Origin of the sequence: Candidatus Blochmanniella vafra str. BVAF (assembly GCF_000185985.2) — a bacterium.
Taxonomy (GTDB): domain Bacteria; phylum Pseudomonadota; class Gammaproteobacteria; order Enterobacterales; family Enterobacteriaceae; genus Blochmanniella; species Blochmanniella vafra.
Genome location: NC_014909.2, coordinates 1 through 12179 on the forward strand (window position 1 = coordinate 1; position 12179 = coordinate 12179).

Consider the following 12179-nt stretch of genomic DNA (forward strand, 5'->3'; position numbering starts at 1 on the left):
ATGTCTTATTTAACTAATTTTGATGTTATTGTTGTAGGAGGTGGTCATGCTGGTACGGAAGCAGCATTAGCGGCATCTCAGTTAAAGTGTCATACTTTATTGATTACACATAATATTGATACTCTAGGACAGATGTCGTGTAATCCATCAATCGGTGGAATTGGTAAGGGTCATTTAGTAAAAGAAATAGATGCAATGGGTGGAATAATGGCTAATGCTATTGATCGATCTGGAATTCAATTTAGAATATTAAACAGTAGTAAAGGCGCTGCAGTTAAATCGACAAGAGCACAAGCAGATAAGATTTTATATAAACAAATTATACGGCAATCTTTAGAAGATCAAAGTTATTTATATATTTTACAGGCGTCTGTAGAGGATGTAATTATTAGACACAATAAAGTTATGGGGGTGATTATTCCAAATATAGAAATGAAGATTTTTGCAAGATCTGTGATCTTAACAACAGGTACTTTTCTTAATGGCAAAATTTATATTGGAATGAATAATTTTGAAGGAGGAAGAGCAGGGGATTTAGAATCATCATCGTTATTGTCACGAAGATTACAAGAATTATCTTTAAAAGTGAATAGACTGAAAACTGGAACTTCTCCTAGGATATATGCTAAGGGAGTTAATTTTGAGTGTATGGTCGAGCAGCATAGTGATTGTCCTATTCCTGTTTTTTCTTTTATAGGATCGTCAAAACAACATCCTAAACAAATTCCGTGTTATATTACACATACAAATAGTAAAACACATGATATAATTAGATCTAATTTACATCATAGTCCTGTGTATGCAGGATTGATAAATGGGATTCCACCTCGTTATTGTCCATCTATTGAAGATAAGGTAATACGTTTTCCAGATAAAGATACACATCAAATTTTTTTAGAACCTGAGGGGTTGACTACATCAGAAATATACTTAAATGGTGTTGCTACTAGTTTACCATTCAACGTTCAAATACAAATCATTCAATCTATTAAAGGGTTAGAAAATGCTCGTATATTAAGACCTGGATATGCGATTGAATATGATTTTTTTAATCCTATAGATTTAAAGTTAACATTAGAAAGTAAATTTATTTCAGGTTTATTTTTATCTGGTCAAATTAATGGCACTACTGGTTATGAAGAAGCAGCAGCACAAGGATTATTGTCTGGTATTAATGCGGCTAGGTATGCGCAAAATAAAACAGAATGGTATCCGAAACGAGATCAGTCGTATTTGGGAGTATTAGTAGATGATTTATGTACCCATGGTACTACAGAACCGTATCGTATGTTTACATCTAGAGCAGAATATCGTTTATCTTTAAGAGAAGATAATGCTGATTTAAGATTAACTGATATTGCCCGACAGCTTGGATTAATTACTGATAATAGATGGAGAATTTTTTGTGTGAAACAAGAAAATATTGAAAGGGAATTTCAAAGATTTCGCAATACTTATATTTTTCCAAATACTACAGATATTATTAAATTAAATAGCATTTTAAAGGTTCCTTTAATGAATAAGGTGAATGGAGAAGATTTATTAAAAAGACCGGAAATAAATTACGCTACTTTGTCCCAATTGAGTACTTTTAAACCAGTTATATCAGATAATCAAGTATATGAACAAATTGAGATTCAGATTAAGTATGCAGGCTATTTGAATCGTCAAAAAGAGGAAATTGATAGAAATTTGCGTAATGAAGATACTTTATTACCTTTTGATATCAATTATAATAATATTGTTGGATTATCTACAGAGGTGGTAGAGAAGCTAAATTATTGTAGACCTTACTCTGTAGGACAAGCTTCTAGAATTTCAGGAATTACCCCTGTGGCTATTTCTATTTTATTAGTGTGGTTAAAAAAGAAAGGTTTACTTAAAAAAAAGAATAATATTAATAGCGTATAATATATTATGTATGTGTTATTATATAATTTTATTTGAGCCTTTGTGTAGATAATGAAGAATGGTTTTTTTGGGTTTATATTGAAATAATTTATAATATCAGATATTTATTATTTTCTTAGTGTAGTAAGAGTTTTAATAATGTTTGAATTATATTGATTAAAATTATTATAAAATGAGGGTAGTATATTACTAACACAGTCCTATTTTATTATTTAATGTAATTTTTATTTTTAAACATCAGAATTATGTATTAATTGTTAAATAATTAGTTGATTTGTTAAATAAGATTTTCAAATTTAGGTAAGATTTGTATTGCTTTAAATATTTAAAGTAATGTAATGTTTTTATAAATTCAGAGAGAAAGATATATAAGTATTTTATATATCTATATATTTAAATATGAATGTGTTTGTAATAAAGATTATATAAAAGATAAATATATTAGTTTTTTAAATTATATTTAATGCAATTTAGTAGGAGTTTAGAGAATAGATTATGTTAGAAATTAAAAATTCTACACAACAATATATTACACATCATCTTCATCATTTACAATTTGATTTGAGATATTGGCATTGGGTAGGATCAGAAGTAAATGCATCATCGTTTTGGATATTAAATGTGGATTCTTTGTTTTTTTCAATATTATTATGTACATCATTTTTAATGATTTGCAGTTATATAGTGCAATTCGCTACTTATGGTACTCCAGGAAAAATGCAAACATTTATAGAATTAATAATCTTATTTATTGATCAGCATGTTAAAGATATGTTCCATGGTTCAAAAAACAAACTAATTTCTCCTTTATCGATGACAATTTTTATTTGGATTGTTTTAATGAATTCTATGGATTTAATTCCTATAGATTTTTTTCCATATATAGCTGATCGTGTTTTTGGATTTTCTTCATTGAGAATAGTGCCGTCCGCTGATATCAATATCACTTGTTCAATGGCTTTAAATATATTTGTTTTAATGTTATTTTATAATATCAAAACTAGTGGTATTACTGGGTTGTGCGCAGAACTAATGTATCATCCTTTCAATAGTGTTTTATGTATACCGATAAATTTTGTTCTGGAAGTCATTAGTTTATTATCTAAACCAATATCGTTAAGTTTGAGATTATTTGGAAATATGTATTCTGGTGAATTGATTTTTGTATTAATAACTGCTTTATTGCCTTGGTGGTGTCAATGGGTGTTAAGTGTTCCATGGGCTATTTTTCATATTTTAATTATTTTTTTGCAAGCTTTTATTTTTATGGTATTGACAATTATTTATTTGTCGATAACACAGATACATTTTAAATCGTAATTTTTTGAAAGTGTAGTTTTAAAATAAAAAAATAGTACAGACTTTATTGATAAAATATAAGATAATAAGAAGAGGTAATCATTATTGTATGGAAAATTTAAATTTTGATATGTTGTATATCGCTGCGGCGATAATGATGGGATTGGCGGCTATTGGAGCTGCTGTCGGAATTGGTATTTTAGGAAGTAAATTTTTAGAAGGGGCTGCTCGACAACCTGATTTAATTCCTATACTTCGTACTCAGTTTTTTATTGTGATGGGATTAGTTGATGCAATTCCTATGATTACTGTAGGACTGGGTTTATATGTTATGTTTGCAGTGGTTTGATTTTAATGTATTATATTTTATATTATTGTGTATATAATTTTTTATATATATAAGTTTTTGTTTTTTTATTTTAAATTAGGTTTGATGCTGTGAATTTGAACGCAACAATATTAGGTCAGTCAGTTTCGTTTATTTTTTTTGTATGGTTTTGTATGAGATATGTATGGTCTCCGTTAATGTTGATTATTGAAAAACGTCGGAGAAAAATTTCTGATAGTTTAGAAAACATTAAACAATCAGAAATAAAATGCAAGCTTATGCATAATGAGGCGGAGATTTGTTTAAGGAAAGCTCGAATAAAATCTGAAGAAATTATTAAACATGCATATAAATGTAAATCTCAAATATTACATGATGCTCAACAAGAAGCTCATCAAGAATTTAGTAAGATTGTATGTAAAGCAAAAGCTCAAATCGATCAAGAAAGAAAACGTGTTGCTGATGAATTAAGAAAAAAAATTGGGCAATTTATCATGGAAGGTGTAGAAAAGATTGTTGACAATAGATCAATTAGTAATATTATCTCTGATGATTATATTCATGCTGTAGTGCAAACGTTATTGAATGAGGATTGAATGTTTTTTGAAAAGACTATAGCGTATGTTTATGCTAAAGCTGTATTCAGTTTAGCTACAGAGCAAAATAATATAATTTATTGGAAAACATTGCTTGAATTGTTCTCAAAGGTTAGTCAAAATTTTGTCATTAAATCTTTATGTTATAGATTGTTGTCTTCTCAACAAATATTTGAAATTTTTATTAATATTTGTGAATGTTATGAAAAATTAGATTTTTTTAGTAAGAATTTTGTACGTATTGTTTCAGAAAATAATAGAGTATTATTGTTTCCAGTTATTCTTGAACAATTTAATAGTTTAAATGATATATATATGAATGTTATAGCAGTAAAAGTAATTTCAGCTACAAAATTACATATTGCTCAAATTCAAAAAATTTCTACATGCATGACAAATTATTTATCTAAAATGGTAAAAATAGAATGTTCTATATGCCCAAATATTATTGGGGGTATAATAATTCGTATAGAAGATGTTGTAATTGATGGGAGTGTGAAAGGCCGAATATTGCGTTTACGGGATGTATTGCAATTTTGATTATTTCATATTTTAATATATATTTTTTATGGTATAAAAATTTATGCAATTAAATTCGAATGAGATTAGTGAATTAATAAAACGTCGTATCAAACAATATAATATTGAAGTTGAGATACGAAATGAAGGTACTATTACTACTGTAAGGGATGGAGTCATTCATATATATGGATTGTCTAATGTGATGCAAGGTGAAATGATTGCTTTGCCAGAACATAAATTTGCTGTTGCATTAAATTTAGAACGAAATTCTGTAGGAGCTGTAGTATTGGGGTCTTATGAGAATATCTCTGAAGGAATGTTAACTAAATGTACGGGGGATATTTTAAAAGTTCCAGTAGGTAAGGAATTATTGGGAAGAGTAGTAAATGCCTTGGGTATTCCTATAGATAATAAGGGTGCAGTAAATTGTTCTTGTTATTATCCTATAGAATCTAAAGCGCCAGGAGTTATTGATAGGCAATCAATTAGTGAACCTATTCAAACTGGTTATAAAGCTATTGATTCTATGATACCTATAGGTAAGGGTCAGCGTGAATTGATTATAGGAGATAGACAAACAGGGAAATCTGCATTAGCGATAGATACTATTATTAATCAACGTTTTAGTGGAGTAAAATGTATTTATGTTGCTATTGGCCAAAAAGCAACAACTGTTGCTAATGTAGTAAAAAAATTGGAAGAACATAATGCATTAGGTAATACTATTGTGATTTTAGCTTCAGCATCTGAATCTGCTGTGTTGCAATATTTGGCTCCATATGCTGGATGCGCAATGGGTGAATATTTCAGAAATCACGGGGAGGATGCGTTGATTGTATATGATGATTTATCTAAGCAAGCTATAGCGTATCGTCAGATTTCTTTACTTTTAAAAAGACCACCAGGTAGAGAAGCGTATCCAGGAGATATATTTTATTTACATTCCCGTTTGTTAGAAAGATCAGCTAAAGTTAATGTGAATTATATTGAACATAATACTGAGGGCAGAGTTATGGGTAAAACAGGATCTTTAACTGCTTTGCCTATCATTGAGACTCAAGCTGGTGACGTATCTGCATTTATCCCAACTAATGTTATTTCTATAACTGATGGTCAAATCTTCTTAGAGTCTTATTTGTTTAATGCTGGTATTCGTCCTGCGGTTAATCCAGGAATTTCTGTATCAAGAGTTGGGGGTGCTGCTCAAACTAATATTATGAAAACTTTATCGGGAGGCATTAGAACTGCTTTAGCTCAATATAGAGAATTAGCTGCTTTTTCACAATTTTCTTCCGAATTAGATAGTTCAACTAGAAAACAATTACATCATGGACAAAAAGTAACTGAATTATTAAAACAAAAGCAATATCACCCTATATCTATCGCATGTCAATCTTTAGTTTTATTTGCAGTAATTTTTGGTTATTTAGATGATATTGAGTTATCTAAAATTGGTAGATTTGAATTTGAATTAGTATCGTACTTTATGCGAACTGAATCGGAATTAATTAAACATATTAATATAAATGGGTTATATGATAGTACTATTGAGAGTAATTTTAAAAGAATTTTACAAGATTTTAAATTAAATCAATTTAATTAATTACAATAAAATGTCTAGTCTTCAAGAAGTACGATTAAAAATAAAAAGTATTAGGAATATACAAAAACTTGCTAAAGCGATGGAAATGATTTCTGCATCAAAAATGTACAAAGCTCAAAAGCTTATATTGATTAGTCAGCCGTATTTAGAAAATATTCAAAGAGTAATTAATCATATTGTATTAGGAAAATTAGAATATAAACATATGTATTTGATAGAAAGAAAAATAAAGTCTGTTGGATATTGGGTTGTATCTAGTGATCGAGGATTAGCTGGTGGATTAAATATTAATTTGTTTAGAATGTTGTTAAATGATATAAAAAAATGGAATGAATTAAATATAACAATTAAGCTTGCTGTTATTGGAACAAAGGCTGCTTCTTTTTTCAATAGTATTAATTCTAATATGATAGTTAGTTATGTTTCTGGAATAGGAGACGTTCCTAAAATTTCTGATTTAATTGGATCAGTTAGAATAATGTTAAAATTATATTGTAATAATCAAATAGATTTGTTATATGTAATTTACAATAAGTTTGTTAATACGTTAACTTATACTCCTCAAATGTGTCAAATTTTACCGATTCTTCCTCTGCCTGATTCAAATAAAACTGAAGTAGTTAATCGATATTGGGATTATTTATACGAACCTGATCCAAAAACATTATTGGATATTTTATTAAATAGGTATATTGAATCAAAAATATATCAAGGGGTGGTTGAAAATTTAGCTAGTGAACAGTCTGCTCGTATGATGGCAATGAAAGTTGCTTCGGATAATGGAGAAACTCTTATTCAAGATTTAAAATTATTTTATAATAAGATTAGACAATCAAAAATTACTCAAGAACTTACTGAAATTATTTCAGGAGCTTCTGTAGTATAAACATAACATTATTAAGGTATAGCTGTATGAGTGTGAGTGTTGGGAAAATAATTCAAATTATTGGAGCAGTGGTTGATGTAGAGTTCAATCAAAATGAAGTTCCTAATTTGTATCATGCATTAGAAGTATGTGTTAATAATAATTTAAAAAATGAAAAAAAAATAATTTTAGAAGTAGAGCAGCAGTTAGGAGGAGGGGTGGTTCGTTGTATTGCTATGGGAAGTACAGATGGATTGTGTAGGGGTTTAATAGTAGGTAATTTAAAGCGTTGTATTGAAGTACCAGTAGGGAAAGAAACATTAGGAAGAATTATGAATGTGCTAGGGGAGCCGATAGATAAAAAAGGTTCTATCAAAACAATTGAAAGAAGATCTATTCATCAATTTTCTCCATTGTATCATGAATTATCAACAAACCAGGAATTGTTGGTTACTGGAATTAAGGTTATAGATTTAATGTGTCCTTTTATTAAAGGGGGCAAGATAGGATTGTTTGGTGGTGCAGGCGTTGGTAAAACTGTTAATATTATGGAATTAATTCGAAATATAGCTGTAGAGCATTCTGGTTATTCAGTATTTGTTGGGGTAGGAGAACGTACTCGTGAAGGTAATGATTTTTATCATGAAATGATACATTCTGATATTATTAATAAAGTTGCTTTAGTATATGGGCAAATGAATGAACCTCCTGGAAATAGGTTTCGTGTAGCTTTAACGGGTCTTACTATAGCTGAAAAGTTTAGAGATGATGGGTATAATGTATTGTTATTTATAGATAATATATATCGATATACTTTAGCAGGTACTGAAGTATCTGCTTTGTTGGGAAGAGTGCCATCTGCAGTAGGATATCAATCTACGTTATCTGAAGAGATGGGTATGCTGCAAGAGCGTATTGCTTCTACTAAATCTGGTGCTATTACTTCTGTTCAGGCGATATATGTGCCTGCAGATGATTTAACTGATCCATCTCCTACTACTACTTTTGCACATTTAGATGCTACTATAGTGCTTAGCCGTCAAATCGCTGCTCTTGGCATATATCCTGCAGTTGACCCCTTGGATTCTCATAGTCAACAATTAGATCCATTTATTGTAGGTCAAGAGCATTATGATGTTGCTAATGCTGTGAGATCTATTTTACAGCGTTATCAAGAGTTAAAGGATATTATTGCAATTTTAGGAATGGATGAATTATCTGAATCAGATAAATTAATAGTATTAAGATCTAGAAAAATTCAGAGATTTTTATCGCAGCCATTTTTTGTAGCTGAAGTGTTTACCGGATTTTCTGGATCTTATGTTTCTTTACAGGATACTATTTTAGGATTTAAAGGAATTATAGATGGGAAGTATGATGATTTGCCAGAACAGTCATTTTACATGGTTGGATCTATTAATGAAGCTATAGAAAAGAGTAAAAAACTTTAGTTTTAAATTTTTTATTTTTATAATATTATTTATCATGTATATGGTACCGTAGGTATTATAAGAAATGATTACTTATAATTTTCAATTACATGTTGTTTCTGTTGAAAAAAAATTGTTTGATGGAATCATTAATAAGATTCAAGTTATGGGGGTAGAAGGGGAAATGGGGATTTACCCTGGTCATTCTCCGTTTATTACTTTCATTAAACCTGGGATTTTAAAAATTTCTAAATTATGTAATTCCGAAGAGTATATGTATTTATCAGGAGGAATACTTGAAGTGCAACCTAATATAGTGATTATATTAGCAGATATGGCAATTAGAGCAGAAGATTTAGATGAAAAGAAAGCCCAGGAATCTAAGCGTTTAGCAGAAGAAAAAATTAAAAATATGACTAGTAGAGGCGTGGATTATATTAAAATTTCTACAGAAATATCTAAAGCTATTGCTCAACTGAGATTGATTGAGTTATTAAAAAAATAGTGTAATTATTTATATACAATATTGGTAATTAAAAAGTTAAAATTTGTAAAGTGTGTTTTTAGTTTTTTAGTATAAAGTGATTTATTTGTTTGTAATGCTACTGATCATAATGGTAGCAATGAATTATAATTTGGTTTTTAACTGTGTGTTATGTATATATATTATATATGAAATTATATTGTAAATTTAAGTATGTGTACTGTGTGGAATAAAAATTTTAATGTTATTATTCTTGCTGCTGGGTATGGAGAAAGAATGCTATCGGATATTCCAAAGGTTATGCATAAAATAGCCGGCAAATCTATGTTACAGCATTTAATTGATTCTGTGTGTGAATTGGATATCCAACTGTCTATATATGTAGTATATAGTTGTAAGAAAGATATGTTTGTTAATTCAATTTGTATAAATGATAAAAATATATCTATTTCTTGGGTATTTCAAGGCATTCCTAAAGGAACAGGACATGCAGTACAGAAAGTTCTTCCCATGTTGTATGAAGATTCTGAAATTTTAGTTTTATATGGTGACGTGCCTTTGATATCTAGTAGGACTTTAAAAAAATTATTGAGCGTTAAATTGGAAAGTGATATTGCGCTATTGACAGCTAATGTTAATGATCCCACAGGGTATGGAAGGATAATACGTAATGAATTTGGACAGGTAATTGATATTAAAGAAGATTCTGATATTGTTAATGATAATCATAGAAAAATTACAGAAATTAATTCTGGAATTTTTATTTCTGTTTCAAAATATATAAAAAATTGGGTGGGAATAGTACAAAATAATAATGTAAAAAATGAATTGTATTTGACTGATATTTTTAAGATTGCTTATCAAAATAAATATAGAATTAATACTATTAATCCAATTGATGAGTTTGAAATTATTGGAATAAATAGTAAACTGGATTTAATTAAGGTAGAACGAATATATCAGAAAAATCAGGCATATAATTTTGTAAAATCAGGAGTAGTTATATTAGATCCGTATAGATTTGATTTAAGAGGAACTTTAGTGTGTGGAAAGGATGTGTATATTGATGTTAATGTGATTATTGAAGGATGCGTGTCTTTAGGAAATCGAGTTAAAATTGGAGCAGGTTGTATATTAAAAAATGTAGAAATTGGAGATGATGTTATTATTTGTCCATTTTCTTTTATAGAGAATTCTAAAATAAGTTTTGCAAGTAAAATTGGTCCGTTTTCTCGATTAAGACCAAATACACAATTAGGAGAAAAAACATATATAGGAAATTTTGTTGAATTAAAAAATGTGCAATTAGGTAAAAAATCAAAAGTTGGCCATCTTAGTTATTTAGGTGATGCTCAAATAGGAAATCAAGTTAATATAGGAGCGGGAACTATTATTTGCAATTATGATGGTATAAAAAAACATCAAACTTATATTGAAGATGATGTTTTTATTGGATCTGATAGTCAGTTAATTGCTCCTATTAGAATTGGAAAGAGTGCGATTATTGGAGCTGGTACTACGGTAACTAAAAATGTAGAAGAAGGAAAGACAGTTATTAGCAGAATACAGCAATTTTCTATTTCAAATAAAAAATATACTGATAAAAAATAAAGTCATAATTAAATGATGTGCTATATACCATTGTGGTAAATGACGAATACAATTAATTTTATTTAAAAATTATTTTCCAATGCAAAATGAACTAAAAATTTTTTTTAATAAATTATCAGGAGTAGATTTTCCAAATATTTTATTCAGTTCATCGTGGGCGTATCTTAAATCTTCAGCAAAACGATCATTAATGATGGTTACTCCACAGTAGTAGTGGTTTAGTTGTTTTTGAGCAGATAATAGATATTGATAAGCGTTTTTAATTATGTTCAAATGTCTTTGTCGAGCAATAAAATTGTTTTGATTTTCTTCAATAGAATGGGGTAGTGTATAATGTTGTATTTTATGTTTGGTATTGTTATAAAGATATTTTTTTAGTAAGTCTATTCCAGAGTTTAATAATGCAGATAAAGTTATGCATGTATATCCATTTATTATATAGATCCCGTTTTTTTCTAAACTTAAATCAGATTTGTTTCGTATAATTGTAATAGTCGTTTTTTTATTTATATTTGGAAGAGTTTTTTGTAAAGGAAGTAACATATCATCATATTTATTGGAGCAAGAACTAGAATCTACAACCCATAAAATGTGATCAGCTAATTTTAATTCATTTTTTGCGCGTTTTATTCCAATAAGTTCAATTTCATTAGTACTATGTTCTTGTAATCCTGCAGTATCCGTAATATGAAATGTTATCCCGTTTAATTGAATAGTTTCATATAAAGTATCCCGTGTAGTTCCAGGTATTGAACTAATAATAGCACGGTCAAGGTTTATGAGTGCATTAAATAAACTAGATTTTCCAGCATTAGGTTTTCCTGCGATTATTATTTTTATTCCATCTCGTAATAAAGAGCCAGAATATGCTGATTTATATATTTTGTCTGTTTCTGTGATTATATTTTTCAGAATTTTTTTTATTTTGTTGTATGAGATAGTGTCAATGTCTTGATCTGAAAAATCAATAGTTGATTCAACATGCATACGACAATATATGATTTTATCTAAAATATTGTGAATTTGATTAGAGAAGAACCCTTGTAAAGAATTGTATGCTGCCTTAGCGGCTTGATAGGAAGTAGCGTCAATAATATCAGCTATTGATTCAGCTTGAATAAGATCTATTTTGTTATTTAAAAATGCTCTTTCGGTGAATTCTCCAGGATTAGCTAGTCGTATTTTAGAAGATATTTCTAAAATACGACTTAATAATATATTTAATATTATATATCCTCCGTGCCCGTGTATTTCTAATATATTTTCTCCTGTAAAGGAATGGGGTTTTGGGAAAAACAATGTAATTACTTTTTCTATTGTAGATCCTTGTTTATCTCGAAATGGTAAGTATTCTGCTGTTCTAGGTTTAGGTACTTTTCCTAATAATTCTAAAGCAATTTCCGGTATTAATTCGCCGGATATACGTATAATTCCAATACCACCTCTTCCTATTGGAGTAGAAATAGCAGCAATTGTATCAGAATAATATTTCATAATAATGTTTTATATATGGGTATAATAATTATGGTA

The 12179-nt window shown here is 28.7% G+C and carries 11 protein-coding genes; 10 read left to right on the forward strand and 1 reads right to left on the reverse strand.

Annotated features, from left to right (window positions below; translation table 11 throughout):
* The 10 genes from mnmG (at position 1) to glmU (ending at position 10649) form a co-directional block, all read left to right on the forward strand.
* On the forward strand, positions 1 to 1911 hold the full coding sequence (gene mnmG / locus BVAF_RS00005) for a tRNA uridine-5-carboxymethylaminomethyl(34) synthesis enzyme MnmG (protein ID WP_013516340.1): 1911 nt from the start codon (positions 1 to 3) through the stop codon (positions 1909 to 1911).
* A gap of 495 nt (positions 1912 to 2406) precedes the next feature.
* Positions 2407 to 3231 carry a F0F1 ATP synthase subunit A gene (gene atpB, locus BVAF_RS00010; protein WP_013516341.1) on the forward strand — a complete coding sequence of 275 codons (825 nt, stop codon included), beginning with the start codon at positions 2407 to 2409 and terminating at the stop codon, positions 3229 to 3231.
* Positions 3232 to 3319: 88 nt separating this feature from the next.
* Positions 3320 to 3559: a F0F1 ATP synthase subunit C gene (gene atpE / locus BVAF_RS00015; RefSeq protein ID WP_013516342.1), complete on the forward strand. Its 240-nt coding sequence runs from the start codon at positions 3320 to 3322 to the stop codon at positions 3557 to 3559.
* A gap of 89 nt (positions 3560 to 3648) precedes the next feature.
* Complete coding sequence (locus BVAF_RS00020) at positions 3649 to 4134, forward strand: F0F1 ATP synthase subunit B (protein ID WP_013516343.1); 486 nt, start codon at positions 3649 to 3651, stop codon at positions 4132 to 4134.
* Entirely contained in the window at positions 4135 to 4674 is a 540-nt protein-coding gene (locus BVAF_RS00025; protein WP_013516344.1) for a F0F1 ATP synthase subunit delta, read from the forward strand. It abuts the gene before it with no gap.
* A gap of 43 nt (positions 4675 to 4717) precedes the next feature.
* Positions 4718 to 6259 (forward strand): F0F1 ATP synthase subunit alpha, encoded by a 1542-nt coding sequence (gene atpA, locus BVAF_RS00030; RefSeq protein ID WP_013516345.1) that lies wholly within the window; start codon positions 4718 to 4720, stop codon positions 6257 to 6259.
* Between the two features lie 10 nt (positions 6260 to 6269).
* Positions 6270 to 7145 carry a F0F1 ATP synthase subunit gamma gene (gene atpG / locus BVAF_RS00035; RefSeq protein WP_013516346.1) on the forward strand — a complete coding sequence of 292 codons (876 nt, stop codon included), beginning with the start codon at positions 6270 to 6272 and terminating at the stop codon, positions 7143 to 7145.
* 32 nt (positions 7146 to 7177) lie between these two features.
* Entirely contained in the window at positions 7178 to 8575 is a 1398-nt protein-coding gene (atpD, locus tag BVAF_RS00040) for a F0F1 ATP synthase subunit beta (protein WP_044026141.1), read from the forward strand.
* 64 nt (positions 8576 to 8639) lie between these two features.
* Entirely contained in the window at positions 8640 to 9059 is a 420-nt protein-coding gene (locus BVAF_RS00045; protein WP_013516348.1) for a F0F1 ATP synthase subunit epsilon, read from the forward strand.
* A 201-nt stretch (positions 9060 to 9260) separates the two neighbouring features.
* Positions 9261 to 10649 carry a bifunctional UDP-N-acetylglucosamine diphosphorylase/glucosamine-1-phosphate N-acetyltransferase GlmU gene (gene glmU, locus BVAF_RS00050; protein WP_420021775.1) on the forward strand — a complete coding sequence of 463 codons (1389 nt, stop codon included), beginning with the start codon at positions 9261 to 9263 and terminating at the stop codon, positions 10647 to 10649.
* Between the two features lie 69 nt (positions 10650 to 10718).
* Here the strand turns inward: glmU and mnmE are convergent, their stop codons facing one another.
* Positions 10719 to 12143 carry a tRNA uridine-5-carboxymethylaminomethyl(34) synthesis GTPase MnmE gene (gene mnmE / locus BVAF_RS00055; protein ID WP_013516350.1) on the reverse strand — a complete coding sequence of 475 codons (1425 nt, stop codon included), beginning with the start codon at positions 12141 to 12143 and terminating at the stop codon, positions 10719 to 10721.
* Positions 12144 to 12179: the final 36 nt, after the last annotated feature.

Excerpts from the sequence above, each read along its gene's own strand:
- mnmG (WP_013516340.1), top strand. The coding sequence starts at position 1 with ATGTCTTATTTAACTAATTTTGATGTTATTGTTGTAGGAGGTGGTCAT.
- atpB (WP_013516341.1), top strand. The coding sequence starts at position 2,407 with ATGTTAGAAATTAAAAATTCTACACAACAATATATTACACATCATCTT.
- atpE (WP_013516342.1), top strand. The coding sequence starts at position 3,320 with ATGGAAAATTTAAATTTTGATATGTTGTATATCGCTGCGGCGATAATG.
- BVAF_RS00025 (WP_013516344.1), top strand. The coding sequence starts at position 4,135 with ATGTTTTTTGAAAAGACTATAGCGTATGTTTATGCTAAAGCTGTATTC.
- atpA (WP_013516345.1), top strand. The coding sequence starts at position 4,718 with ATGCAATTAAATTCGAATGAGATTAGTGAATTAATAAAACGTCGTATC.
- atpG (WP_013516346.1), top strand. The coding sequence starts at position 6,270 with ATGTCTAGTCTTCAAGAAGTACGATTAAAAATAAAAAGTATTAGGAAT.
- BVAF_RS00045 (WP_013516348.1), top strand. The coding sequence starts at position 8,640 with ATGATTACTTATAATTTTCAATTACATGTTGTTTCTGTTGAAAAAAAA.
- mnmE (WP_013516350.1), bottom strand. The coding sequence starts at position 12,143 with ATGAAATATTATTCTGATACAATTGCTGCTATTTCTACTCCAATAGGA.